Source organism: Bartonella sp. AP30XZML, from assembly GCF_042195945.1.
Taxonomy (GTDB): domain Bacteria; phylum Pseudomonadota; class Alphaproteobacteria; order Rhizobiales; family Rhizobiaceae; genus Bartonella.
This window is the reverse complement of record NZ_JBHIPJ010000120.1, coordinates 16,235-43,004: the sequence shown is the minus strand read 5'-3', so window position 1 is coordinate 43,004 and position 26,770 is coordinate 16,235. Positions and strand designations below refer to the sequence as shown.

Here is a 26,770-nt window from a genome sequence, read left to right as displayed (position 1 = left end):
TCAACAAAATAAATAATTTTTTCTTTTGCATTTTATATCTCCCTATGCTTGAAAGCAATCATGTATGAAATTTCTTCGCACCTCCTTGCTTGGTACGATCAAAATCACAGACATCTTCCGTGGCGGATTACCCCAGAAAAGCAAAAACAAGGTATCCGTCCTGATCCTTATCAAGTTTGGCTTTCTGAAATCATGCTTCAACAAACAACCGTTGAAACAGTTAAGCCTTATTTTAAAAAGTTTCTAAAACTATGGCCTGATCTTTCCTCTTTAGCAAAAGCCTCACAAGATGATATCATGAAAGCATGGGCTGGACTTGGTTATTATTCACGCGCACGTAATCTTAAAAAATGTGCGCGACAGCTTGTTGAAAACTACGCGGGACAATTTCCACAATCTGTAAAAGAATTGCGAACTCTAGCCGGTATTGGAGATTATACTGCCGCAGCCATTGCTGCGATTGCTTTTAACCACCCTGTAGCAGTGGTTGATGGTAATGTCGAACGTGTGGTAGCGCGACTTTTTGCTATCACTTCAATATTGCAAAAAGCAAAAGTTGAAATTAAAGAAAAAACACAAAAAATTACTGCTTTAAATCGTCCTGGTGACTTTGCTCAAGCAATGATGGATTTGGGAGCAACAATTTGTACTCCACGCAAACCATCTTGTTATACCTGCCCTCTTCAATGTTTATGCAAAGCAGAAAAGATGCAACAAACGGAGTCTTTTCCAGTTAAAGCCCCTAAAAAAGAACGCCCTTCAAAAACAGGTATTGCTTTTGTGGTCCTTAATAAAAAGAAACAAATTTATTTGGAAAAACGACAGACGCAAAAGCTCCTTGGTGGAATGACCCAAATTCCTAACAATATTGGCATAAACAACGAAAATGGGCTCCAAAATGCACCCTTTACTGCCAATTGGCAATTCAAAGGACAAATTACGCATGTTTTTACTCACTTTTCTCTAAAACTCGATGTTTACTATACTGAGAATGTTCATGAAATGAATTATGAAAATGGTTGGTGGTGTAACATTCAACATCTTGCCGAAGAAGCACTACCTACTGTTATGAAAAAAGCCATTTCCGTAGCACTTCCCAATTCTTTCAGATTTAAATAACCTTCCCTATTCATAAAAATGTTTTCTAATGGAGACTTTTGTATCTCTAGCGATCATTTATTAATCTGTAAAAGAAAAATTTTAAAAAATGAAATAACCAATTTTTTCTACAGACAAAAATTAAGGAGGGATAGAAACGCTTAGAAGCTTTAGATTTAAATTTCAGGATCTATCCTTTTTTGCTTATGAAGGAGCAAGTCAGCACCATCATTATATTTACCAGCCTCCTACAACAACCCTTGGCACTTGAAACGGTTCATAAAAGGTACTTTTTAATTCTTTCTTTAATAATTTTATTCACACGCCACCCCCGCTTATGACATGCAAGCAAGTAAATTTTATTGATTCAATATGAAACAGGTCTGAAATAAGAAAATTTGACGATATTCGGGGAGGACGTCAATATGAATAACGCTAAATTAGCTTGATAAACCAATACATCTTACGCACTTTACAGATGTACGTATTCAAAAACGCACTTAATTTTGAACTTCTGAATGAACCTTTTAATTCTGATATTTCATTTTTATAAGCTTATATTGAAATTTTACTGTTTTGGAACTAAAATCAGAACATAGAGTGAAAATTTCTCATTTTAATTTCTTCTAAAAGAAGCATAAAAATACTCGCTTGCCGCTTATAAGCGGATTAGTGTTTTAATAAAAAACATCTAAGAAAGGCAAAAACACCCTCCCGTCCATCTCAATCAAGATCAGGTACATTGATGATCACTCTAGAATGAAGCGATCAGCTTAGTTCATAAAACACCCGTTTTTAACATTTGTGAACGTATGATCATTCTTAAATGATCTATGGACTTCAACCGTCCATTTTCCTCATAATACCAAAAGGTCCAACCATTACAACTCTGCGAATCTTGAGCCTTTCTTCCCATTGCGTGAATTGAGCCCGCTTCACCACCATGCATAATCGTACCATCAGCTCTTACAATAGCAGATACTTGCTTCTTACGATCATACAGAACTTCTCCAGGATAGAGTAAACCTGCTTCAAGCAAACTGTTGAATGCTACGCGTGGTTCTGCTTTTTTTCTATCCAAAATCGCTAGTTCTGGTTGCGCTAAAGGTTGAACCGCTGCAATTCTCTCACATGCTGCATCGATGTAATCTTGCTCGCGTTCAATCCCAACAAAATCACGCCCTAAAAGCTTGGCAACAGCACCTGTTGTTCCCGAACCAAAAAACGGATCGAGAATAACATCTCCAGGTTTACTAGAAGCCATAATAATACGCGCTAATAACGCTTGCGGTTTTTGTGTTGGATGTAATTTACGCCCTGAATCATCCTTTAAACGTTCAGCTCCAGTGCAGAGAGGGAAAAGCCAATCTGAACGCATTTGTAGATCTTCATTTGCCGCTTTTAAGGCATCATAATTAAATGTGTACTTTTTATCTTTTTGATCTCGCACAGCCCAAATAAGCGTCTCATGAGCATTTTGAAAACGGCGCCCTCGAAAATTAGGCATCGGATTATTCTTGCGCCAAATAATATCATTAAGCATCCAAAAACCTAAATCTTGTAATGCCGTCCCAACTCGAAAAATATTATGGTAAGATCCGATAACCCAAAGTGTTCCGTTGGGTTTTAATACACGACGACAAGCAAGCAACCATGCACGAGTAAAAGCATCATAAGCAGCAAAACTCTCAAACTGATCCCATGCATCATCAACCGCATCAACAAGCGAATGATCTGGACGATATAAAGCTCCGTCCAATTGCAAATTATAGGGTGGATCCGCAAAAATCATATCAACGGAATGTTTTGGAAGTTTTTCTAGAACGGAAACACAATCTCCTTTAAAAATTTTATTGCGCCATGGCATCTGTGAGGGAGTACGAAGAAAATCTTTTTGAAGCTGAATAACTGTCATGAAAAACCCAACAAAATTAACTGAATTTGCCCTATAATCAACCAAAATAGTTTATAGGCCCGCATTACCAATCCATATTTACAAAATAGCGTAAACGTATCGTTAAAGTTCTACAAAATTGATAATTGTTTTTGTTTTTTTAAGTAAAAAAACTTTCATATGAATGAAACCTTATTTTTCTTTTTTTCAATGTACTGTTCCCATATCTTTTATTTCGTAAAAGAATTAAGAATCATTTTCAAAGCGTATTTTTATGAAATAAGATCCTCTCAATATCGTTTTCATGAAAGTTGTCCATCTCGTAACATGTAAAGGAATATCTTATGCCTCAGATAGATCTTATTATTTTTGATTGTGACGGAGTTCTCGTCGACTCTGAATATCTTGCAGCAAAAATTGGATCTCAATTGCTCAAACAAACAGGATATGAAATATCACCCGAAGAATTGAGTGAGCGTTTTGCAGGGCTTATTTTTCGCGATATTCTTAAACACGTTGAACAGGAAACAGAAAAACCAATTTCCGCTCATCTCATAGATCAGATGACTAATATTTTTCGTACACAAATAAAAACTAAATTACGGGCTATTGATGATGTAAGAGAAGCCATAGAAATTATTCAAACACGCTATCCCTACTGTATCTGCTCTAATGCAAAAAGCGTAGATATAAAAGAGATGCTCACCACGGTTGATCTCTATGACCTTTTTGAAGGTAAAATATTTTCAGCACCTGAAGTTGGAACAAAAAGAACGAAACCGGCCCCTGATGTTTTCCTTTTTGCCGCACAACAATTACAGGCAGAGCCCCAAAACACTATCGTTATAGAAGATTCCCTTCATGGTGTACACGCAGCCACAGCAGCAGGCATGCGTGTCATCGGCTTTACGGGAGGATCACATAGCTATCTTGGCCACTCTAATGCACTTGCAGAAGCTGGTGCAGAAACAGTTATCGCAAAACATGCTCATTTAGGAGAAGTCTTAGAAGCAATGGCAGTATGGAGGGATCTATTATAAAAAATCTCTTGAATATATTAGTTTGTAAACTCTTATGTAAGAAGCATTTTTACTCAAATGCCCTTCTCTTCTCGTTGCTTCTTTTATAATAACTTCAATAAATGCGTAATTCACGATACGGGTGAATTGCATTTCAATGTGAAGGAAAAAATATAGCACCTCGTTGAGCAATCAATAAGTCAGTTAACCATTGCACGCGCTTTAAAAAAGCAAACAACAGGGAGGAAAACTCATAAAAATCAAACCCTGCTTATCTATCTCAAATCCGATATCTCACTCCCAACCTCAGCAGCCCATCCTGATAAGTTATTATATTTTTCAAAAAAGGAATATGACGATGCCCTGCTCGATAAGATGTGAAAATTGCTAGCCTCTTCCATCTGATCAAAAAAATCACACACTATGGTAAAATTTTAGAGTATGTGCGTATTGGTCATGGAAAGCATATTAAAATTCGCGGAATCTATGGAATACAAGAGTTTATTGAAAACAACAAAAGCGTCCTTGTTGAGTTAGAAGAACTTATATTTACTCAATCCAAATCTCATAAACTTGTTGAAGGCTTATTTACTTTGCTGCTTAAACAGTATTTTAACAGCTTCAATCGGTACAACCTCCCTAAGATTACAAAAAACAAAAAGAATACATTCTTATAAAGATTTGCATTTTATAAAAAACATTTCATACCAAGTAATTTACAGACAATATATTGATTTATAATCATAATTTATCATTATTCAAATTAAGCAAAAAAAACGAATATTGTAAGATTCTCTCATTTCAAATCTGGATATGCTGAATTAAATAAATAAAGAAATAAAAATGCCTTTTAATGAATCATCTCAAAAGGCAAAAATTATAGCAACATTAGGAGCGAGAAAAGTGTATGGCAATGCCATCTTTCTTCTTTATAAACGTCAAAAATTCTGATGCCCTAAGAATTTTATATTATGGGGGCTTTATCATCATATCTATCATTGCAAAATAGGCTTGAGTACCTTGAGAACGGTTTCTTTAAAAAAGCACATAAATATGAAACATATAATCATGTTAAACAAGCGACAGAGATACCAATAGTTGCTTAAAATTTTCCGAAAGCACTTAATAGCCTTTTTAAATAAGCAATGAAATCAGATCTTTTCAAAAGTAATCCACTTTCTAAAAATAAAAGCGGCTTTTCAGTTTGGAAAAAAGAAAGTGTTGAAAATATTATCTAATGCTGATCTTTCGGCACTCATAAATATGTCTAAATTATATTCTTCTATACACCGCCTTCCATCATAGTAATATGCTGTTCACATTGGCGAGAAAAAGATAATATCATTTATCTCTATCCAATTCGAGCTCTACTTTATACTATGAGAAAATTGTACATTTTTTAGTATCTATAACATATTATTATCTATAAGATAAATGTATATATTTAATAGTAAATTAAGAATTATTATTCTGCTATCACGATGCACTTAAATAACCATTGAATAATAACTTAAATAATATCTATATAACACACATTATACAATAATGACTATCTATAATAAATACTATAAATAATAAAATTTTATCGTATCCTTTCATATTTTAATTGTTAATAATATTTTTATAACTACATCATAATTTTCATGTTTTCTATTATACTATCGATAATAAATAAATTTTTATATATTTAATATGTAAAAATTTTGATCACTTTTATTATCTATAAATGTATTTAAAAAATATATTAATATCGTTTTATAAAAATTATACGATAACCATATGTTGTTTTATATATAACACATAATAAAATATTGTATAAAGTTTTTAAAAAATATAATTTGTAATTATTACTGTTACTTTTTTACAATAACGTTTATAAAAATTATAGTTATATTTTTATATGTATTTTTATTATTGACTAAAAATACATATTGAACTATATGGCTTGTATATAGTGTGATATACATAAACATTATGTATATTTATTACATATATAACTTAAAAATATTTGAGGTAAATTTATGGTAAAAATATTTAAAAATTATATTTTAAGCATTTTTATAGCGAGCACTTTTTTTATTTCACAAACTGTAAATGTTAATGCAAACTATTTGAAAAACGATACTCCAAAAGAGGAACTTTCTGTTTTCCCAATGGAACAAGTAAAATATGCGAAATCCGATGTAGTTTCTACGACTGCTTTCTATGCTCCGTCTGTAAATTATCAAACAGAACATGGAACAATAGGTGAAGGAAAATTTGAAAAGGTCGTTGGGCCTATGACTATAGGAATGGGACTATTGTACGCTGGATATGCACTGAGTTTTATAGGATCGATAATAAGTTGGATAAAGGACATAGTATTGATGTTCAAATAATTCAACCTCGTCTATAACTCTAGAATAATAGCTTCATTATGAGTCAATAATTAATTGTAAATAATTACATAATAAAGCTTATTTTTCCATGAAATATAAATTTCGTAGATTACATCCAAATATCCAAAGTATAAATTTACGCATATATATTGAATATTATAAATATTTGAGGTAAATTATGATTAAATTATTTAAAAATCATATATTAAGTATTTTCATTATGTCTGCCTTTTCTCTTTCTCAGGTTGTAAATGTGCATGCAAACTCTTTACAAAATAGTACTCATCGTGAGAATATTTTTGTTTCTGCAATAGAGCAGAAAAGAAAGGATGTAGTCCATACTGTTTCTCTCTATAGACCTAGTCTAAATCGTGGAGTGGGTAATGAAGCTACTATTGAAGGAAAATTTGAAAAGGTTGTTGAACCTCTTACACTCGGGGCTTTTGGTATGGGGATGGCACTTGGATATGCATCAAGTACGATAGGCATGTTTTTAGGATGGATAATAAGTAAAATAATATTGTATTTTAAATCTCGTTAAAATTGAAATTTCATCAGAATAAGACCTTCTCATATGAAATATAAACTATGAACATATTCTGTGTTTATCCATTGTTGATGACAAAAACTAATGAATTACCACACTAAGAGTGAAAAAAGCTTTAAATGCTTCTGTTTCTCTCAATGTGCACTAATTCTGCCGATGCATCTATTCAATTCAGATTAAAATAAAAGTATTGGTGGTAAACTATGATTAAAGTATTGAAAACTTACGTATTAAATATTTTTATAGCAGTTGCTTTTTTGCTTTCACAAGTTATAAATGTTCATGCCAATCATTTGAAAAATGATACTCAATGGGAAACTGTCTCTCTAATAGAACAAGGAAAGAAAAAAACTATCGATATAGCTGCTCTTTATGTCCCAAGTTTCACTCATAGAGCAAAAAGTGAATCTGCCTTTGAAGGAAAATTTGAGAAAGTATTTGAACCCATTACGCTAGGAGTTTTTTCTACAATGGGAGCTTTAGGTTTTGGATTTTTAACCGGATCTGTTATGGCCATATTTAGTGCGATAATCGGATGGGCAATAGGAAAAATTAAAGGCAAATAATTCAAAGATACTTAGTTATTTTTTTCTATTTAAAATGAAAATACTTTACAGCCTGCTTCCCATCATTTAGCAGGCTGTTGTATGTTTTCTATGGATAAACTTTAGGTTACCATACTGTATAGCACAAATATAATATCTATTATTATACAAAGTGATAAATTAAGCTAAAAAAGATTATTCAAAGTATAGATTTGCGCACGAAATGCCATAAATTTACCTTATAAATCTTCCAATGTGAGTTCTGAGGTGTATCATTTTAACATTCAGTTCAGCAGATTTAATTGTTACAAAGTATTAAGAGCATAAAATAACTATAAATGATTGAGTTTTATACAAAAGTTCTTCAGTAAATGCCATTCTATCTATTTAATTGTATTATTTAAGAAGGTGTACAAATGAAGATACGTTGTAAAATTTAAGTGAATGAATAATAGAGAGAAAATTTTCGACTGTAAAAGATTTTCTGTGAACATTTGGCGTTTATATCTCAAAAATAAAAATGCTTAAGGCTATTTCCTTTCATTATTGAGTTAAAAAGAAGAAAAGAAGCTCTATCCATTTAATAATTTAAATATTATGAAAAACGTGAAATAAATAACTTCACCAATTTGCCAGAAATAAAAAAAGGATAAGACTTATGGAATATATCAGCACGAGAGGTGAAGCTCCTGCTTTAAGCTTTACTGAAACAATCATGACAGGGTTGGCGAGTGATGGTGGGCTTTATCTTCCAGATAAATTTCCGCAATTATCATTTGATGCGTTACGAGCACTTCGTGGTCAGTCCTATACAACAATTGCTAAAACTATTCTGTGGCCCTTTGTGAATAACGAAATCGAATATACAGCTTTTGAAAATATGATCGCTGAATCTTATGCAACCTTTCACCATCCAGCAATCTGTCCGTTACGACAAACTGGAGCAGATGAATTTATCCTTGAACTCTTTCATGGTCCTACTTTAGCTTTTAAAGATGTAGCAATGCAGTTTCTTTCTCGACTGATGGATTATGTTTTGACTAAAAAAAATAGATGTGCAACGATTATTGCTGCAACATCAGGTGATACAGGAGGAGCTGCGATACAAGCTTTTGCTGGAAAAGAACACTCAGATATTTTTATTTTATTTCCTAAAGGACGTGTATCACCTGTTCAACAACGGCAAATGACAACCAATCAATGTTCCAATGTTCATCCCATTGCCATTGAAGGAAATTTTGATGATTGCCAAGCTCTTGTCAAAGCAATGTTTAATGATCATAATTTTCGTAAAAAAACAGCGCTTTCAGGTGTTAATTCTATAAATTGGGCGCGTATCATGGCGCAAATTGTTTACTATTTTTCATCTGCACTTTCTTTAGGAGCACCTGATAGAGCTGTTTCATTCACTGTTCCTACTGGAAATTTTGGTGATATTTTTGCAGGTTATGTCGCAGCCCGTATGGGATTACCCATTGCTCAACTGGTCATCGCAACGAATGATAACGACATCCTTGTACGTACATTGACCAGTGGTACTTACGAAACAAAACCAATAGTCCATACAACATCACCTTCTATGGATATTCAGGTCTCTTCTAATTTTGAACGTTTGCTCTTTGAAAGTGGCAATCGTGATCCAATGTGGATTCGCAATGCAATGGAAAACTTGAAAAAAACGGGTCTCTTTACTCTTGATGAAAAGCAACTCAAAAATATTCGTTCGCTATTTTCCGCTGGGAAAAGCAACATGGCTGCAACAGCTCAAAAAATTGATAGTGTCTATAAGGAAAGTGGCTATCTTGTTGATCCACATACAGCGGTCGCTCTTCAAGTAGCGCGTGAAAACAAAAAACCGCATATTCCAATGATCGTTCTTGCCACGGCTCATCCAGCTAAATTTCCTGATACTATTAAAAGCGCTTGTGGCCTTCATGCTCCATGGCCATCTCATCTCAATGATGTAATGAAACACGAAGAACATTTTATAAATCTTGCTAATGATGAAAAAATAGTAAAAGATTATATTTCTTTAAAATCGCGTGCATCTTATTAAAGTTAGCTGCATTAATTTAAATCAAGAAGATTCTGATACCCTTACAATGAGGTATTTAGCTTATTTAATGGAGTTGTAAATACATGGATGTAGATATCTGTCGCCTAAATAATGGTTTGACTATCGCCACACATACAATGCAACAAATTGATAGTGTTGCCCTCGGAATATGGGTTAAAGTGGGCTCACGCAATGAAACCTCCACACAGCATGGTATTGCTCATCTTCTTGAGCATATGGCTTTTAAAGGAACCGAAAACCGTACTGCTTTTCAAATTGCAACCGATATTGAAGATGTTGGCGGTGAAATCAATGCTACAACCAGTATTGAAACAACAGCTTACTTTGCACGTGTACTTAAAAGCGATATCCCACTTGCTATAGACATTTTAGCCGATATTTTAATGCATTCAAAATTTGACGACGATGAACTAGAACGAGAAAAACAAGTAATCTTTCAGGAAATTGGTGCTGCCCATGACACTCCTGATGATATTGTTTTTGATCACTTTACAGAAACAGCCTTTCGTCATCAATCCCTTGGACGCTCTATTTTAGGAACAGCTAAAACTATTCAATCATTTACATCTACTGATCTCCATGATTTCATCAATAAACAATATAGTGCAGATCGTATGATTGTCGTTGCTGCAGGAGCTGTAAAGCACGAAAGTTTCTTGCGAGAAGTTGAAAGTCGTCTTGGTACTTTTCGCTCCCATTCAACCGCACCTCTTACTAATCTTGCAAATTATGTCGGTGGCGACTTTCGTGAATATCGCGATTTAATGGATACACAAGTTGTTCTAGGGTTTGAAGGGCGTGCTTATCACGCGCGTGATTTTTATGCGGCCCAAATTCTTTCAATCATTCTTGGTGCTGGTATGTCTTCACGTCTTTTTCAAGAGGTAAGAGAGAAACGTGGATTATGCTATTCTATTTATGCTTTTCATTGGGGATTTTCAGATACTGGGCTTTTTGGTGTTCACGCAGCTACCGGACAAGAAGGGCTCAAAGAACTTATTCCTGTGATTCTTGATGAACTTTCCAAGGTCAGCAAAAATATTCACGCCAACGAACTGCAACGAGCACAAACGCAATATCGTGCAAATCTGACAATGTCACAAGAAAATCCCTCTAGTCAAGCACATCTCATTGCTCGCCAAATACTCCTTTATGGTCGACCAATTCCAATATCGGAAACAATTGAACGCCTCAATCTCATCACTCCTAAAAGATTAACTGATTTAGCACATCGTCTTTTTACAAACTCCACTCCAACACTAACTGCTGTCGGACCTGTAGGCCCCCTCATAAATTTTGATGATTTAACGTCAACTCTTTCATACAAGCTAAAGTAAAAACTTCTTTTTAAAGCAGCATCACAATAACGTCACATATTTTATCATAAAATTTACCACAAAAGCTCTCCTCATTAAATAAGTTTTGGAAATATTGGGCAAAGAGGTGTACAAAACTACCCAATTCATACTTCATGTGATAAAGATTCTAATAAGTGAAGGTATATCCGTGAAATCTGAAAATTCATGGTTTAACTTTGCCCTTTTAAAATATAAAACTTCATTCGCTTCAGGTTCCATTGAAGCAAATGGGTGTGTGGTCTATTTGTATATAAAATCACATAACTTAAGAAAAAGTGATAACAATTTATTATGTAAATAAATTATAAAAGGTGGACGTTTTTTCTCAAAAGTCGAAATGAAAATTAAACATCCTAAAATATTGAGAGTGGGACATTGTGAAGAGTTTGCGTAAAATAATTGACATCATTTTCATTGTAGTCGTTAGTTCTCTTGTCCATCTTACATCAGCACAAGCAATTGAACCAGTTAAAATTTCTTCTCAAGATGCTGCTCTTGATCTCTCAAAAGCAATTGAAATTCACCATACAAACAACTCTATTTTTCAAACAAGTACAGCACCAGGACCAGATGGTATTGTATGGCGTATTGAAGTGCAGGCAAAAAATGAAAAATTTTCCGGAAATTGGGCAGTTTTTTCTCTTGCAAATCCAACAGATGAACAAGTTGATCGTCTCATCGTTGCCCCCCATTACCGCATGGCACGTTCTGGATTTTTTTGGCCAGACCTTGGATCATCAAGGATTCAATCCATAACGCCAAGCGAAGGTTTTTCCCTCGATCGTCAACTTAGTGCAAACTCTGATATCTTTCGTATTACCCTTAACCCTGGTGCTGTTATTACATTTGTGGCCGAACTTAACTCTGCAAATCTACCGCAAATCTATTTATGGCAACCTGAAGCTTATAAAGATGCAATTAATTCTTATACGCTTTATCATGGTATTCTTCTTGGGATATCAGGTCTCTTAGCGCTTTTGTTAACTGTTCTCTTCGTCGTCCGTGGAACAGGGCTGTTTCCTGCAACAGCGGCAGTTGCTTGGGCAGTGCTTTTTTATATTGGTATTGACTTCAACTTTTTAAATAAATTCTTTGCAGTTACACTCACAACCCAACCAATCTGGCGTGCTGGTACAGAAGTAGCACTTACTGCTACACTCTTCATTTTTCTTTTTACCTATCTCAGCCTTAACCGCTGGCATTATCATTTTAGTTACGGTGCTATCGCTTGGACCATTGCGTTTTGCAGTCTAGGAGCCTTTGCTATTTATGATCCCATCAGAGCAGCTGGAATTGCGCGTTTGTCTTTTGGCCTTACCGCTGTGCTTGGTATAATATTAATCATCTATTTCTCAATCAGAAGCTATGACCGCGCCATTATGCTTATTCCAACATGGTTGCTCATTAGCTTTTGGTGCGTTGGAGCCTATGCCTGCATAGCTGGACATTTAAACAATGATATTATCCAGCCAGCATTAGCGGGGGGATTAGTGCTCATTGTTCTTCTCATAAGCTTTACTGTCCTGCAACAAACTTTTTCTAATGACGCTTTCCATGAAGGAATATTTTCCGACCTTGAACAACAAGTACTCGCAGCAAAGGGAGCTGGAAATATTATTTGGGATTGGAATATTGAGCGTGACCGTATTGTTGTACATCCAAACATGGCAACCCTTTTTGGTACTGAAATTCATAACCTCAATGGACCTATGCGCAACTGGATTTCAGCCTTGCACCATGATGATCGTGAACGCTTTCAAGCCGTATTGGATATCATTCTTAAAAATAAAAAAGGGCGCATTGATCAAATTTTTCGGCTTTCTTCCGGTGGTGGTTATTATCATTGGTTTTCTCTTCGTGCACGTCCGGCTATGCAAAAAGATGGAAAAATCACACGTGTCATTGGAACCATTGTCAATATTACTAACCATAAAAAATCCGAAGAACGCTTATTGCATGATGCAATCCACGACAGCTTAACCGGACTTCCTAACCAACAAATTTTCTTTGATAGACTACAAAATTATACCTCTTTAGCGAAAGCAAATATCAAAATTAGACCGACTGTCTTTATGATTGATTTTGACAATTTTCGCCAAATTAATCGCAAATTAGGCATAGCAGTTGGGGATACTGTACTGCTTATAATCGCACGTCGTTTAAATCGTCTTATTAACTTTCAAGACACCTTATCGCGTCTTTCAGCAGACCGCTTTGCAATTATTTTACTCAGTGAAACCGAACCACAAAAAATTGCAGCATTTGCAGATCATTTGCACAAAACAATTTCAGCACCTATTTCACTTTCAGAAAATAAAATAATCCTTTCAACCTCTATCGGATTGGTTACATGGAGTGAAAGCCGATCGACGGCTAAAGATATTTTTAATGATAGTGAGTTAGCGATGATTCGCGCAAAACAAATGGGTGGGAACCATATTGAACCTTTTCGTCCTAATTTTCGCACTTTGGGTCTCGAACATAATACTCTGGAGAAAGATGTTCATTATGCCATAAAACGTAATGAGATGAAAATCCTCTACCATCCTATTCTTAATTTATCAGACGGACATATTATTGGTTTTGAAACAATTGTAGAATGGCATCATCCCACTTATGGAAATTTAAATGTCTCTGATTTCATAAAAATCGTAGAAAATGAACAAATTGTTATGGATTTGTCACAATTTATCATCGATAATGCCATTATTGATCTTATAAATGTACAAGAAAAGTTTTCCCAACAATCTTTCTTTATTTCAATTAATTTACCAAGCGCAGAAATGATTCATCCTCGTTTTATCAGTCAATTGCGTGCCGCTTTGCTTCGCCATCCGCTCCACAAAGGGCGTCTGATGATTGAAATATCTGAATTTGTCTTAAGAAATAATCCTGAACAATCAGCGCACTTTCTTGAACAAATTAAAACACTTGGAATGAATCTCGCACTCGATAATTTTGGAACAGGTTATTCGTCTCTGACCTATCTCGTACGTTATCCATTTGATATGGTTAAACTTGATCGTTCACTTATCTCAATCGACTCTCTTAAGAAGAAAATTGTTCTAAAGTCTATCATTAATATGGCAACAGATCTTAATTTGCAAATTATCGCAGAAGGTGTTGAAAATGAAAAAGAAGCAATCTTCCTCCGTCAAGAAGGCTGTAAATATGTTCAAAGTACACTTGTGACAAAACCGATTGCCATAGAAGAATTAATTACGCTCGTTCAGAGCCATTTCCCTTATAAAATAAAAACATAAGGGATAAAATAAAGTTAAAAAGCTTAGAAAAAACTCTACGCGTGTCCCATTTCAGAAGCAAGATAAGTTGGATCGATACCCATGCGTGTTAAACTTTTATCATATTTGCAGCTTAAATCGCTTTCAAAAAGAAAACTAGGTGATGTAGAACTGATTAGCCACCCATTTGTAGAAATTTCTGCCTCAAGTTGCCCCGCTTTCCATCCAGCATAGCCTAATGCGACCAGTGCATGTTGCGGACCTTGTTCGCAACTGATCGCTTTTAATATATCAATTGTCGTAGTAAAACAGATCTTATCTGCAATAAAAACAGTTTCTTCACAAGCATAATCATCTGAATGAAGAACAAAACCACGCGAAGGATCAACAGGACCACCATAGCGAACTGGAAACTGTTTTATTGGTTCAGAAAGACTTTTTTTTTGGCCACTGTCTATGATTCCTAAGTGAAGCAAAAGCTCCGGAAAATCAATATGATGCAATTGATTGAGAATGATGCCCATCGCACCGGCATCAGAATGCGCACAAATATAAATAACAGAACGAATAAAGCGTTTGTCATTCATCCCAGGCATTGCTATGAGTAATTGTCCACCTAAAAAGCCATTACACCGCTTCATTAATCTGTTATTCTCCATAATTTACATGATAAAAGTTTGTTCATTTAGCACACTAGGAAAATAAAACTCCAATGAAAAAAAGTTATATATTTACAAATTTACAAAATATCGCAACTTTCTTTTATAAAAAGCTTTTAGTTACTTTAAGCCTAACATTCATAGTTTTAGAATTACTTAACATTCCTGTAAATGCTCAAACAGAACAAAAACTCCAGCTTTTCGCAACATCTTGGTATGAATCAGATGGTGGTCGTATCCGATTAGCGATCACTGAACCTTCTCTTTCTGGAATAAGAGAAGGCATTATTGAAATTGAGCTTAAACCAGGATGGAAAACTTACTGGCGTAATCCAGGTAATTCTGGCATGGCACCATTTTTTAATTTCAACCAACAGATTTCTTATGAAATCTTTTATCCTACTCCACAGCTTTTTGAAACAGAAAATGATTGGTCATTAGGTTATAAAGATAAAGTAATATTGCCCTTCAATCTTTCTAGTTCAAGCAAAAATTTAAGTGGTGCTTTCACTCTTGGATTATGTCACAAAATCTGTCTTCCATTTACTGTTAACTTTGATTTTTCGCCATCTGCTCTTAAAAATAAACAGCTTCCTGCTTCCTTCTTAAAAAAGGCGCAAGATTCTTTGCCACGCATGGCGCAGAATGCACTAAAAATAAGTGCCGAAAAAAATAACAGTACCCTTCTTATAAAAATACAAAATAATAACAAAACCACTCCTTCCTCTCTCTTTTTAGATGGAGGAGAAATGCAAATTGGAGCAGCAAGAAAAGTCAGTGATAACGCAGAATATACACTCTTTAATGCTCCACTCTATTTCGCACCAGAAGAAATAAACCAAAAAATTTTTTATACAGTTTCTTTTAAAGATCACGCCTTAAGTGGAACATTCATATTCCATACGCAGCCAACCCCTCTTGCGTCTCCGTGATAAAAGAAAAAGCTCTCAAACAGCAATTATGCTGGAAAACGTCCATTTTCACGATATTGAGTAATTGCTTTGCGAGCAAGGGCATCTGCGCGTTCATTTTCTGGATGTCCCGCATGCCCTTTTACCCAGTGCCATCTAACTGTATGACAAGAACTAGCATCCTCAAGAGCTTGCCATAGCTCCATATTTTTAACAGGATTTTTTGATGCGGTGCGCCAATTATTCTTTTTCCAATCTTCAATCCACTTAGATATACCGTTACGTACATAAACTGAGTCTGTATAAAGATCGACCAAACAGGGCTCTTTAAGCACCTTTAATGCACAAATTGCCGCCATGAGTTCCATTTGATTGTTTGTCGTATGGACCTTACCGCCATAAAGCTCCCGTTCATGACCATTCCAGCGTAAAATTGCCCCCCACCCTCCAATTCCAGGATTCCCTGAGCAAGCACCATCTGTATAAATTTCAACGACTTTTTGTTGAGTTGCCATAAAATTTAAAAACCTAATTCACTTAGCGAATTTACATTACTGAAAAAACAAAGCTTGTGCCAATACTCCCATGGATCTTTCTTAATAACAAAGCTATTAGGCGGTGTATTAAACCAATCATATAGACGTGTGAGTAAGAAACGTAGAGACGCACCACGAGCTAATAAAACCATCTTGTCCAATTCTAAAGGGATCAATGGTCTTATTTTTTGATAATTTTCCAATAACTTACGTGCTTTGGTAAGATTATAGGAATGATCAGGCTCAAAGCACCAAGCATTTAAACAGATCGCTAAATCATAAGCAAAAAAGTCATTACAAGCAAAATAGAAATCTATCATCCCAGAAAGACGATGATTCACAAAAAAAACGTTATCATTAAATAAATCTGCATGAATAATGCCTATTGGTAAATTGAACGGCCAATTTTCCTGTAAAAAAGCCAATTCCAACTCAATTTTTTGTCCAAATTCTTTTAACAATGCATCTTCTTTGGTTTGACAACGTTGCCACAATACCTGCCAATCCATAACAGAAAGAGTATTTTTACGACTGAGTGTAAAATCCTGTCCTGCTAAATGTAATTGTGCTAACCCCATCCCCACTTCGCCACAATGATCTATGTTGGGCTGGCGGATCCACTCTCCTTCCAGAAAAGTAATAATAGCAGCAGGACGTCCTGCTAATTCACAGATCATCATTCCATCATTTTGAATAACAGGTTTAGGACAAGGAATTCCACGTTGTCCTAAATGCTGCATCAAGCGACAAAAAAAAGGTAAATCATCTTCTGAAATACGCTTTTCATAAAGTGTTAAAATAAATCGCCCTTGTGTTGTCTCTAACATAAAATTGGAATTTTCAATCCCCTCTTCTATACCTTGATAAGACAAAAGTGATCCTATTGCATAACGTGTTAAAAACACTTTTAAATCATTTGGGTGAATATCTGTATAAACGGCCATTATTCTGCTTTCGTTGTAGACATGTCTGTATTCTGATTTTCATTTTTTGCATTATTTGCTTGACCATTGACGAAAGCCATATCTTGAGACGTTAAAATGACGTCACGTAATTCGCGACTCACTAAAAATTTTTCCGTTTCTACCGCTGTTTCAGCTAATTCTATTGTGACATCATAACGCTCACGAAACGCTGAAATAATTTCATCAATAATAATTTCAGGAGCCGAAGCCCCTGCTGAAAGACTGACAATAGAAAGAGATTTTAGGTTTTCAAAATTAATTTCATCAGCGCGCTGAACTAAAATAGCTTGTCGCGCACCAGACTTTTCGGCAACCTCTACTAAACGTCGTGAATTAGAAGAATTTGGTGCTCCAACAATCAAAAACAAATCACTCCCCTTTGCCGCTGCTTTAACCGCATCTTGTCGATTCGTTGTAGCATAGCAAATTGATTCAGCCGCTGGGGCTGCTAATGTAGGAAAACGTTGTTGTAATATATCGATAATTCCTGCAGTATCTTCAACAGAAAGCGTTGTTTGTGTAACAAATCCTAATTTATCTGGATCATTGGGTTGATAATGCAAAGCATCTTCTATCGTTTCAATAAGCGTCACAACCCCTTCTTCAAGCTGTCCCATTGTCCCTATCACTTCAGGATGACCAGCATGACCAATCAATATAACATGACGACCATGACGTTGATGTCGTATCGCTTGTTTATGAACTTTCGAGACCAACGGACATGTTGCGTCGAGATAAAACAAATTATAGCATCGTGCTTCTTCTGAAACAGATTTTGGTACACCATGAGCAGAAAAAACAACTGGTTGATTGCGATGTTCTTCTGGAATCTCATTAAGTTCTTCGACAAAAACAGCACCCCGTTGCTGTAATCCCTCAACCACGTAGCGGTTGTGTACAATTTCATGACGAACATATACTGGAACACCATATTTTTTTAATGCAAGCAGAACAATCTGGATAGCACGATCAACCCCTGCACAAAATCCACGTGGACCACAAAGACGTATCGTTAAAGGGGGAAGTCCAGACATAATCATCCTTAATCTCTATAGCTTTATCATATTCAAACAACCTATCATTATACATGAATAAGCAATGTAAAAAAACGCGCAATATCATCTTTTGTATAAGAACACACTCTATCGTATTTTCTTACAGCATTTTCTTGAAGAAAAGCTCTTTTAAAATTTGCTCCTTCATTTTACGCGACTAAAGAGCGATAAAATACCAAACAAGAGATTCAATCAAAAGAATTCCAAAGATAGCTGCCAAATAAAGTAATGAAAAGAAAAACGTTTTTTTGGCCATCAAAATAGTTTCATTATGTGTATCAGCTTTCCACAAACGATAGGCAAAATAAATAAAGATAATGCTTAAAATTGTTGAAAAAATACCATAAAAAATTCCGCCAAGACCAGTAAAACACGGAGCAGCAGCGCATAATGCCATCAAAACAGTATAAAATAAAATCTGTTTTTTTGTTGAATGCTCACCTCGTACATTAGGCATCATAGGGATACCTGCAGCCTCATAATCAAGAGATGAAAATAAAGAAAGAGCCCAAAAGTGAGGAGGGGTCCACATAAAAATGATTAAAAATAATAAAAAGCTATCAATACTCACTGTCCCTGTTGTCACGGACCATCCAATCATTGGTGGAAAAGCCCCAGAAGCACCACCAATAACAATATTTTGTGGTGTGATACGCTTTAACCAAATTGTATAGATAACGACATAAAAGAAAATCGTAAACGCAAGAAAAAATGCCGCAAACCAATTAATGAAGCTCCCCATAACCAATACCGAGAGCATAGAAAGAACCATGCCAAAAATAAATGCCTTTTGGGAGCTGATTTTACCCATGGGAATAGGACGCTTTTTAGTTCGTTCCATCACAGCATCAATGTCAGCATCATACCACATATTCAATGCTCCCGCACCACCACCGCCAACAGCAATACATAAAATTGCTAAAAAACCATACAACGGATTGATAGGAACAGGCGATACAAGCAAACCAACCAGAGCCGTAAAAACCACAAGAGACATAACACGTGGCTTTAATAATGTGATGTAATCACCAATACCGGATTTTGGTGGCGTTGATTTACCATTCACAACAGATAACTCTTCTGAAACTGACATTCCACTCAAAGCCCTTTTCCATTTCTGTCATTCACAAACCCAATATTATCTGACAAATATTATCTAGCGTATGGAAATGACCAATTAAGACCAATCGTATTTTTAAGAAAATATGAAATATCTCTTTCGCACGTATCCCCTAAAAGTAAATGGAAATATTGGCAATAAAAATACATTTTTTCAATCAACGTTCTCTCCACATTACAAATGTATCATAAAAATATATCATATGAATTAATATATTTGGGTAAATACTGATTTTGTGTTATAGTTTTTTATGGGGAGTTCATTTTTTTATGTAAATCTATGCATGGTTGTGGGTGTTGAGTCGGATAGGATTTTCTGTGATACTTTATAAATTACTCAAAAAAACTTTTTTTATTGGTGCTGTTCTTTACACACTTTATAGTAGTTTTATCAGTCATGCATTTGCACAAACACCCTATGCACAAGATGTCCCTGCTCCACAAACCTATGGTGCATGGACAAAAGTGTGTTCTCTACCACCAGGTACACCTAACATGCAGTGTGAAGTTGTACAAAACGTTCACACACAAGGGCGTCAAGATATTACCTTGCGCGTTACATTTTATAAACTTCCTCAAAAGCAAGGTGCCTTGATGCGTGTTTTTGTTCCGATTCGCGTTGAATTACGTCCTGGCGTTGGAATTAAAATTGACGATAAAAATATGGGCAGAATGGAATATCGTCGTTGTCTTGGTGATAATTGTGTTGCTGAAGCCTTTCTTAAAGAAGACATATTGCAGCTCTTTTTAAAAGGAAAAATGGCAACCTATTTTATCTTTACAACTCCTGAACAAGGGATTGGAGGTTTTGTTGACCTTCATGGTCTTGGCGACGCCTATGCAACCTTACCGACATGAATGAAATCAATACATTTTAAACAATCAAAATCTCATCGTATATTTTGAAAGATTCTTAAAATTAGATTGATAAAAATCTTCTAAGCCCCCATAAAAATAGGATAATTCTTATGAAATCGCTGATTGATCATTTTGATATTGCTTCCTCTAAAGTGCAATCACTTATACAGGAAACACTTCATCATGCTGATGATGGTGAGCTTTACCTTGAGTATACAGAAAGCGAAGCTCTTTTATTTGATAATGGACAGCTTAAAAACGGCTCATTTCATCAAGATATGGGATTTGGACTACGCGTTGTTGCTGGAGAGGCTACTGGATATGCTCACTCTAGTGAGTTATCAGCTGCTGCACTCAAACGTGCCAGTGAAGCTGCTAAAGCTGTTACCTATAATAATCATGCAGGGACTTATAGCATAGCACCTCAACAAACAAACAAAAGACTTTATCAACCGCATAATCCCCTTGATTCTCCATCATTTGAAGAAAAAAGTGCTCTTTTGCAAAAAATTGATGCCTATTTACGTGCTAAAAATGATAAATTGCATCAGGTGACTGTTTCTCTTTCCGGCTCGCTACAACATGTTGAAATTTTACGTGCAGATGGTTATTTGGTTCGTGATATTCGTCCCCTTGTGCGACTTTCTATATCTGTGGTCGCAGCTGAAGGCAATCGACGTGAAAATGGTTTTTATGGATGTGGAGGGAGACAAGCATTTAACCAATTTATTCATGAAGACAATTGGAAAAAAGCTGCAGATGAAGCCTTACGTATGGCTTTAACAAATTTAGAAGCAGAAGCAGCGCCAGCAGGAACATTTGATGTTGTTTTAGCCAATGGATGGCCCGGTGTTATGCTTCATGAAGCCGTAGGTCATGGATTGGAAGGTGACTTTAACCGCAAAAAGACTTCTGCTTTTGCTGGACTTCTTGGCCAACAAGTTGCCGCAAAAGGTGTTACAGTTGTTGATGATGGTACAATTCCCGAATGCCGTGGTTCACTTACTGTTGATGATGAAGGAACCCCATCAGGATATAATGTTCTTATTGAAGATGGAAAACTCGTTGGCTTTATGCAAGACAGACTAAATGCTCGACTTATGGGGGTTAATCCAACTGGAAATGGACGGCGTGAATCCTATGCACATGCACCAATGCCGCGGATGACTAATACGATCATGCTAGGAGGCGATAAAACACCTGAAGAAATTCTATCATCATTCAAAAACGGTATCTACGCTGTTTCATTTGGCGGAGGACAAGTTGATATCACTTCTGGAAAGTTCGTCTTTGAATGTACTGAAGCTTACAGAGTAGAAAATGGTAAAATTGTAGCGCCTATTAAAGGTGCAACCCTTATCGGTAATGGACCAGATGCCATGAAACGTATTACAATGATTGGCAATGATAGCAAACTTGATAATGGTATTGGTATGTGCGGAAAAGCAGGGCAAAATGTCCCTGTTGGTGTTGGTCAACCTCATCTTCGAATCAATAATATGACAATCGGTGGAACTGCGCTTATAGAGGAATAAGCTTGCTCATTCCTTCCCAGTATTGCCTCCTTCTCGTCTATTACGACCATTTTGTGAGGGGGATGTTACAATGAATTGATTTATAAAGATAATCTAGCGTTATTCATATTTTATTAGAACCTTGAATACCGTAAGATTCTCTCATTTTAAATCTGTGTCTGTTGGATCAATCAAAATCATTCGTTTATACGTTACAGGCGGGGAGAGTTATATGGATAAAAACTGTACAAGAAAGAACTAAAGATTCCTCTTATGGGCCGTCTCAAGTACCAAGAGTTTTAAGAAACATTAGGGGATGGCAAATATAACGACGGCACAGGCTTATTCAGACACATCTTCTTCGTAATACATTAGTCTTTTGTGGTTTTTTTGTGTGGGGTAACTTGTCTTTTATATTTCATAATAAAAAAGCTTAAAAGAAAAAAAACACTTTCTACATTCAGTGCTCTTAACTCAACGAGAAAAAGATTATTATTATAGATAAATTTTGGAGAGATTTTATAATAATACACAGGTCAACTTTTAAAAAATCTTCATAGCATTAAAAAAAATTAGGCTAAAGTTTCCAACCTTTCTTTTTTTTCTTTTTGCTCAAAACAGCAACAATTTCGACATGTGGTGACCATAAAAATTGATCAATCGGTATGATTTTTTCTACTGTATACCCCCCTGCAACAAGAAGAGATAAATCACGAGCAAATGTAGTAGGATTACAAGAAATTGCCACAACACGTGATACTGTTGTCTTCGCTAATTCACGTACTTGTTGCTCTGCACCAGCACGGGGAGGATCAAAAACAACACTCTCAAAACATTCAAGTTCCTTTACAGAAAGGGGATGTCGGAAAAGATCACGTTTTTCACAAGTGAACGTTTTTAAACCAGTCGCAAAACGTGCTGCTGTATTTAGATTTCTTAATGCATCTTCATTATTTTCTACTGCATGAACATTCATCTTTTTTGCCATACGCAAGGTAAATGTTCCTACCCCTGAAAACAAATCAACAGCATTCTTTACTTTTTTAAAATGAGTCAAAATAATATTGCCCATTATATTTTCAGCTTCACAAGTTGCTTGCAGAAAACCACCAGAAGGAAATTCAACACGGACATCTCCAAAGTAAATCTCTGGTTTTTCTCGTTCAACCAAAACTTCACCGTCAACAGATAAACGTATAATCCCATATGAAAGAGCAGCACTGATCATTTTCTGACGAAGTGATTCATGGTGTATAATGCAACCGCTTAAAGCAACATCTAAACCATTTTCAACACATGTTATCGTAACATGAAACCGTTTGGCAGAGCTGCTTAGAAAAGCACAGAGCTCTCTAATATTATGCAACTGAGAAATAAGCTCTGGACGGCTTACTGGACATTCCTCAAGAGCTACAATCTCATGAGAGAGATAACGGTTAAAACCAACTTTTTGCCCCTGTGGGGTCATAGATGCTGTTAGAGTAATCCGCCGTCGGCTATAAGGTTTACATTCTATTAAAGGCGCAACAACATTATTAAGTCCATACTTTTTAAGCGCATCAACAACCAATTGTTGTTTCCATACGCGATAAGCATCCATATGCCAATGCTGAAGAGTACACCCTCCACATTCTCCAAAATGCTGACAAAGAGTATCAATGCGTTCTAATGATTTTTCTTTTAATGCTATATATGTTGCATATTTTCCATGAACCGTAATTTCAGCACACTCTCCTGGTAAAGTAAAAGGAACAGAAACGAAGCCGTGAGACGTCTTAGCAGTACCATAACCATTTGCTCCGATATGATCGATTATGACATTGTCATTCACTCTTGTTTTTCTCCGAATAGTAAATATTCCACGTTGCCATCACCACCTGTAATAGGGGAAGAAATTAAACTTTTTGCACTCCACCCTGTTTGTGTATTTAACCAAACAAAAAGCGCCTCAGCAATTTTTTTAGCACTTGATGGACTTAATATTCCTCCCTTACTAAAGTGTTTACGACCAACCTCAAACTGAGGCTTTACCAGTAAAACAGCTTGGGCTCCCTTCTTGGCTAAAGACAACACGGGAGGCAATGCAAGTTTGAGCGAAATAAAGCTAACATCTGAAACGATAAGATCAATTTCTCGCCCACCTAAATGTTCCTGTTTAAAATCTCTGACATTCAAGCCTTCTAATAACGTTATAGCACTGTTGCCCAATAAACGTTTATCAAATTGATGATGCCCAACATCAACGGCAATGACATGATCTGCTCCACGCTCTAAGAGAACTTGCGTAAAACCACCTGTTGATGCACCAACATCAATGGCTGTCACTTTATCTGTTATAATTGGAAATGCATCAAGTGCAGCAATCAATTTTAACGCTGCCCGAGAAACATAATTCTGTGCTGGATCACAAACGGTAATCTCTGCATCATCAAAAACGATTTGCCCAGCTTTAAAAACGATTTCTCCGTTAACTTTAACAGTTTGGCGCATAATTGCATCACGTGCGCGTGAACGTGTCGTAAAAAAGTTTTTTTCAACTAAAAAAATATCGAGTCTTTTTCTGGAAGCCATCTCATACTCGAATTTTCTATTCTGTTCGAATCTCGCGTCCCAAAACAGCAAAAACCGTGCTTAAAATACCCATAGCGTCAAGTCCGACACGTGAAAGAACTTTTTCTGGTGAACCATGATTCAAATATTCATCAGGAAATTTTAGTGTACGAACTTTCAAACCATGCTCTAAGAGCCCTTCTTGCGCTAAAAATTGTAATATGTGCGCTCCAAATCCACCGATTGCCCCTTCTTCAATTGTCACCAATACCTCATGCTCACGTGCCAAACGACGCATCAAATCCTTATCTAAAGGTTTTGCAAACCGTGCATCTGCAACCGTTGTAGACAATCCTTCAGCCTCCAACGCATCAGCAGCTTGCAACACTTCTGACATCCGCGTTCCAAAACAAACCAAAGCGATTCTATTTCCTTCACGCAGAACGCGCCCTTTTCCAATTTCTAATAACTCACCACGTTGCGGTAAATCTATACCAATCCCCTCACCACGCGGATAACGAAAAGAAATTGGTCCCTGATCATAAGCTGCAGCTGTACGCACCATATGCATCAGTTCAAGCTCATCAGAAGGTGCCATAACAACAAAGTCAGGAAGAGTGGCCAAAAAAACAATATCAAAACTTCCAGCATGTGTTGCACCATCTGCCCCCACAAAACCTGCTCGGTCAATAGCAAAACGTACCGGTAATTTTTGAATTGATACATCATGAACAATTTGATCATAAGCACGCTGTAAAAAAGTAGAATAAATTGCAACAAAAGGCTTATACCCTTCACAAGCAAGTCCTGCCGCAAAAGTTACGGCATGTTGCTCAGCGATACCAACATCAAACATTTTTTCAGAAAATTTTTTCGCAAAAGAATCAAGACCTGTCCCTGTTGGCATCGCTGCTGTTATGCCAACAATCTTATCATCATGGCGAGCTTCTTCTATTAAAGCTTTAGAAAATACCTTGGTATAGGGTAGAATATTACTTGATGCTTTTACCTGTTTTCCTGTCGTGACATCAAAACGATTAACACCATGATATTTATCAGACGAGGCCTCTGCAGGTGGATATCCCTTTCCCTTATGGGTTACAACATGCACCAAAACAGGACCATTAGGATATTCACGAACATTTTTAAAAACAGGTAATAAATGCCCCAAATTGTGCCCATCTATGGGGCCAACATAATAAAAGCCAAGCTCATCAAATAAAGTTCCCCCAACCAAAAGGCCACGCGCAAATTCCTCTGAACGACGGGCTTTATCCAAAAAAAACTTTGGCAATTTTTCGCTCAACATCTTTACGCGTTCACGCAAATGACGATAAGAAGGACGAGACACTAATCGTGCAAGATGTGCACTCATAGCACCTGTAGGTGGTGCTATAGACATATCGTTATCATTAAGAACAACAATCAAGCGTGCATTCAAAGCACCAGCGTTGTTCATTGCTTCATAAGCCATGCCCGCAGACATTGCACCATCACCAATGACAGTTATGATATTGCGTCTTGTCTCTGCTTTCAAAGCACTTGCCACCGCCATACCAAGCCCCGCTGAAATAGAAGTAGACGAATGCCCCGCTCCAAATGGATCATACACACTTTCTGAACGTTTTGTAAAACCCGATAATCCGCCCTCTTGACGTAATGTGCGAATTTTTTCTCTACGCCCCGTTAAAATCTTGTGTGGATAGGTTTGATGACCAACATCCCAAATAATCCTATCCTCTGGTGTATTAAAAATATAATGTAATGCAACAGTGAGCTCAACAACACCAAGTCCCGCGCCAAGATGACCACCTGTTACAGAAACCGCATCAATTGTTGCGGTCCGCAACTCATCAGCCAACTGTACCAAATCAGACTCAGGCAATGCCCGCAAATCTTGCGGAAAACAAACACGGTCAAGCAATGGTGTTAAGACCTGAGACAAAAAAAATCCTTTCTATTATCTTAACTCAAGAAAACACAATGATAAAAATATATCTTCTCTACTCTTTTATTTACAGTTTTGCATCTTTTTTACTGAAAAATGCTCTTTTCTATTTGAGATGAGCTATAATTTCCTCATTTTTAACTTATTTTATAAAAAAGAAATCAATAAAACTTTCTATTTATAAACTAAGGTTATTGCTTCTCTTAAGTCCCACAATAAATATCCAAAAAGATTTAAATTATTTAGCATCAAGTGGTTCCACTCCTTCTGGAGAACCTTCTTCTGAAAGCTGGATTTTTTCAACTTTAGCTTCAGCAACTCTTAAGAGTTTTTCACAATGCTTTTTAAGCGCTTCACCGCGTTCATAAATATCAATGGATTGTTCCAAAGGCACATCGCCACGTTCCAAATTTTCGACAATAACTTCAAGTTGCTTAAGCGCTTGCTCAAAGCTTAAGGTCGTAATATCCCCCTCTTGTATCTCTTTTTTCATATGA

Annotated in this window: 21 protein-coding genes; 11 read left to right on the top strand and 10 right to left on the bottom strand. The window is 36.2% G+C overall.

What is annotated here, in order from left to right:
• Positions 1-60: 60 nt before the first annotated feature.
• On the top strand, positions 61-1,119 hold the full coding sequence (mutY, locus tag ACFIL2_RS10435; RefSeq protein ID WP_375634248.1) for an A/G-specific adenine glycosylase: 1,059 nt from the start codon (positions 61-63) through the stop codon (positions 1,117-1,119).
• A 757-nt stretch (positions 1,120-1,876) separates the two neighbouring features.
• On the opposite strand, the gene ACFIL2_RS10430 is transcribed toward mutY, so the two are convergent.
• The gene (locus ACFIL2_RS10430; RefSeq protein ID WP_375613050.1) at positions 1,877-2,965 is read right to left on the bottom strand and encodes a site-specific DNA-methyltransferase; all 1,089 of its coding nucleotides are present in this window, start codon (positions 2,963-2,965) and stop codon (positions 1,877-1,879) included.
• 371 nt (positions 2,966-3,336) lie between these two features.
• Here ACFIL2_RS10430 and ACFIL2_RS10425 point away from each other — a divergent pair, with 371 nt between their 5' ends.
• The 7 genes from ACFIL2_RS10425 (at position 3,337) to ACFIL2_RS10395 (ending at position 14,179) form a co-directional block, all read left to right on the top strand.
• Positions 3,337-4,032, top strand: coding sequence for an HAD family hydrolase (locus tag ACFIL2_RS10425; protein WP_375634246.1), 696 nt, complete (start codon positions 3,337-3,339; stop codon positions 4,030-4,032).
• Positions 4,033-6,032: 2,000 nt separating this feature from the next.
• Positions 6,033-6,389 carry a hypothetical protein gene (locus ACFIL2_RS10420; protein ID WP_375634244.1) on the top strand — a complete coding sequence of 119 codons (357 nt, stop codon included), beginning with the start codon at positions 6,033-6,035 and terminating at the stop codon, positions 6,387-6,389.
• A gap of 178 nt (positions 6,390-6,567) precedes the next feature.
• A complete protein-coding gene (locus ACFIL2_RS10415; protein ID WP_375634242.1) occupies positions 6,568-6,930 on the top strand; it encodes a hypothetical protein in 363 nt (120 codons plus the stop codon).
• Between the two features lie 209 nt (positions 6,931-7,139).
• The gene (locus tag ACFIL2_RS10410; protein ID WP_375634240.1) at positions 7,140-7,502 is read left to right on the top strand and encodes a hypothetical protein; all 363 of its coding nucleotides are present in this window, start codon (positions 7,140-7,142) and stop codon (positions 7,500-7,502) included.
• Between the two features lie 637 nt (positions 7,503-8,139).
• Positions 8,140-9,537 (top strand): threonine synthase, encoded by a 1,398-nt coding sequence (thrC, locus tag ACFIL2_RS10405; protein ID WP_375634239.1) that lies wholly within the window; start codon positions 8,140-8,142, stop codon positions 9,535-9,537.
• Positions 9,538-9,620: 83 nt separating this feature from the next.
• Entirely contained in the window at positions 9,621-10,895 is a 1,275-nt protein-coding gene (locus ACFIL2_RS10400) for a M16 family metallopeptidase (RefSeq protein WP_375680221.1), read from the top strand.
• 398 nt (positions 10,896-11,293) lie between these two features.
• On the top strand, positions 11,294-14,179 hold the full coding sequence (locus ACFIL2_RS10395; RefSeq protein WP_375680220.1) for an EAL domain-containing protein: 2,886 nt from the start codon (positions 11,294-11,296) through the stop codon (positions 14,177-14,179).
• 35 nt (positions 14,180-14,214) lie between these two features.
• Here ACFIL2_RS10395 and ACFIL2_RS10390 read toward each other — a convergent pair whose 3' ends face one another.
• Positions 14,215-14,799, bottom strand: a complete 585-nt coding sequence (locus tag ACFIL2_RS10390) for a YqgE/AlgH family protein (RefSeq protein WP_375672015.1) — start codon at positions 14,797-14,799, stop codon at positions 14,215-14,217.
• 71 nt (positions 14,800-14,870) lie between these two features.
• Here ACFIL2_RS10390 and ACFIL2_RS10385 point away from each other — a divergent pair, with 71 nt between their 5' ends.
• The gene (locus ACFIL2_RS10385; RefSeq protein ID WP_375661881.1) at positions 14,871-15,749 is read left to right on the top strand and encodes a protein-disulfide reductase DsbD domain-containing protein; all 879 of its coding nucleotides are present in this window, start codon (positions 14,871-14,873) and stop codon (positions 15,747-15,749) included.
• A gap of 26 nt (positions 15,750-15,775) precedes the next feature.
• Here the strand turns inward: ACFIL2_RS10385 and rnhA are convergent, their stop codons facing one another.
• The 4 genes from rnhA to cyoE form a co-directional block, all read right to left on the bottom strand.
• The gene (rnhA, locus tag ACFIL2_RS10380; RefSeq protein ID WP_375634233.1) at positions 15,776-16,243 is read right to left on the bottom strand and encodes a ribonuclease HI; all 468 of its coding nucleotides are present in this window, start codon (positions 16,241-16,243) and stop codon (positions 15,776-15,778) included.
• 5 nt (positions 16,244-16,248) lie between these two features.
• Positions 16,249-17,208 (bottom strand): homoserine kinase, encoded by a 960-nt coding sequence (locus ACFIL2_RS10375; RefSeq protein WP_375672016.1) that lies wholly within the window; start codon positions 17,206-17,208, stop codon positions 16,249-16,251.
• Positions 17,208-18,263 carry a 4-hydroxy-3-methylbut-2-enyl diphosphate reductase gene (ispH, locus tag ACFIL2_RS10370; protein ID WP_375636191.1) on the bottom strand — a complete coding sequence of 352 codons (1,056 nt, stop codon included), beginning with the start codon at positions 18,261-18,263 and terminating at the stop codon, positions 17,208-17,210. Before ispH ends, ACFIL2_RS10375 begins: the two co-directional genes overlap by 1 nt.
• 178 nt (positions 18,264-18,441) lie before the next feature.
• Positions 18,442-19,377 (bottom strand): heme o synthase, encoded by a 936-nt coding sequence (gene cyoE, locus ACFIL2_RS10365; protein ID WP_375634227.1) that lies wholly within the window; start codon positions 19,375-19,377, stop codon positions 18,442-18,444.
• Positions 19,378-19,721: 344 nt separating this feature from the next.
• Here cyoE and ACFIL2_RS10360 point away from each other — a divergent pair, with 344 nt between their 5' ends.
• Positions 19,722-20,261 (top strand): invasion associated locus B family protein, encoded by a 540-nt coding sequence (locus ACFIL2_RS10360; RefSeq protein WP_375611128.1) that lies wholly within the window; start codon positions 19,722-19,724, stop codon positions 20,259-20,261.
• Positions 20,262-20,371: 110 nt separating this feature from the next.
• Complete coding sequence (gene tldD / locus ACFIL2_RS10355) at positions 20,372-21,796, top strand: metalloprotease TldD (RefSeq protein ID WP_375634225.1); 1,425 nt, start codon at positions 20,372-20,374, stop codon at positions 21,794-21,796.
• 556 nt (positions 21,797-22,352) lie between these two features.
• Here tldD and ACFIL2_RS10350 read toward each other — a convergent pair.
• From ACFIL2_RS10350 to ACFIL2_RS10335, 4 genes are all read right to left on the bottom strand, one after another.
• On the bottom strand, positions 22,353-23,606 hold the full coding sequence (locus tag ACFIL2_RS10350) for a class I SAM-dependent RNA methyltransferase (RefSeq protein ID WP_375634223.1): 1,254 nt from the start codon (positions 23,604-23,606) through the stop codon (positions 22,353-22,355).
• Positions 23,603-24,346 (bottom strand): TlyA family RNA methyltransferase, encoded by a 744-nt coding sequence (locus ACFIL2_RS10345; RefSeq protein ID WP_375655278.1) that lies wholly within the window; start codon positions 24,344-24,346, stop codon positions 23,603-23,605. Before ACFIL2_RS10345 ends, ACFIL2_RS10350 begins: the two co-directional genes overlap by 4 nt.
• Positions 24,347-24,362: 16 nt before the next feature.
• Positions 24,363-26,270 (bottom strand): 1-deoxy-D-xylulose-5-phosphate synthase, encoded by a 1,908-nt coding sequence (gene dxs / locus ACFIL2_RS10340; RefSeq protein WP_375634219.1) that lies wholly within the window; start codon positions 26,268-26,270, stop codon positions 24,363-24,365.
• 241 nt (positions 26,271-26,511) lie between these two features.
• Entirely contained in the window at positions 26,512-26,766 is a 255-nt protein-coding gene (locus ACFIL2_RS10335) for an exodeoxyribonuclease VII small subunit (protein ID WP_375618413.1), read from the bottom strand.
• Positions 26,767-26,770 lie beyond the last annotated feature (4 nt).